The organism is Desulfonatronum zhilinae (assembly GCF_900182865.1).
GTDB classification, from domain to species: domain Bacteria; phylum Desulfobacterota; class Desulfovibrionia; order Desulfovibrionales; family Desulfonatronaceae; genus Desulfonatronum; species Desulfonatronum lacustre.
Window position 1 is genome coordinate 1 of sequence record NZ_FXUJ01000095.1, and the last position, 1024, is coordinate 1024.

A 1024-nucleotide genomic window follows, 5' to 3' on the forward strand; every position below is an offset into this window, starting at 1 on the left:
TGTGGAAATCCACCAGGACTACAAGGCTCCCATGCTTGTCGTGGCCGATTCCTGGTTCGGAAACGATGGCCTGTGGCGACCCACCCGTGAAAAATTGGGACAAGACATCGACCTGTTGTCCAGGTTGCGCTGTAACATCAACATTCACGAACTCCCGCAACCCTCGCCCCAAAAGAAAAGAGGCCGCCCCCGCAAGTACGGGAACTTCCTCGGCAACACTTCAGAACTGGCTGCAAAATATTGCAATCAAGCCCAAGCATACGCCGTCAATCTTTACGGCCGGACCAGGGAAGTCATGGCGTATGATCGTGTCGTCATGCTCAAAAATCTCAGGTGCAGGGTTCGCGTGGTCTGGATCTACCGCAGAACACAATGGATCGCCCTGTTCTCTACAGACCTGTCGCTTACCGTTCCGCAAATCATCGAACCTGAATCCGTGAAGTTATTGCAATGCTAATACAGTAACAGTGCAGTCTTTTTCTTGACTTTGTTCAATCATTTAGATATGTTCAGTCATCGACGCAGTAACTTTACAAACTCACCCAATAGGTGATGGGGGCGATGAGTATGGGCATATCCAAGGTGGTTCACAAGGAAAACCTCCAGGCCGGGCCAGCCGGCTTGGTGTTCGTAGGACAGATGGCCAAACTGGCAGGTCTTGATGCTGTGGCAAAGCAGGTGACCATCGGTAGGCCGCAGATATCCACAGAAAACATCTTGAAAACCATGCTCGGGCTGATGGTCCAAGGGAAAACTGATTTTGATCACGTCAAACCGCTGGCAGGCAACCGGTACTTCATGAACGCCGTTGACATCGGCAGGGTGCCTTCGGCGGAAACCTACAGGCAAACCTTTCAGCGCATCGCCCTGAACACTGAGCTGGAGGCCATGCTTCCGGGATGCTCGGTCAAGCTCTGGAAAAAGACCGGCATGGCTCATGAGTACTTGCAAAAAGACGACAAGAAATGGGTTCGAGTGGATATCGACCCGGTGATCTACGACAACGACGAGACCAAAAAAGAAG

1 protein-coding gene and 1 pseudogene are annotated in these 1024 nt (G+C 51.8%); both read left to right on the plus strand.

Annotation, left to right across the window (positions count from 1 at the left end):
* Window positions 1-457: transposase (locus tag AC559A_RS19205; RefSeq protein WP_498819303.1), on the plus strand; the 457-nt coding region annotated here is incomplete at its 5' end.
* 110 nt (window positions 458-567) lie between these two features.
* Window positions 568-1024: pseudogene (locus tag AC559A_RS19210) on the plus strand (IS1380-like element ISDth1 family transposase); the annotation flags it as partial.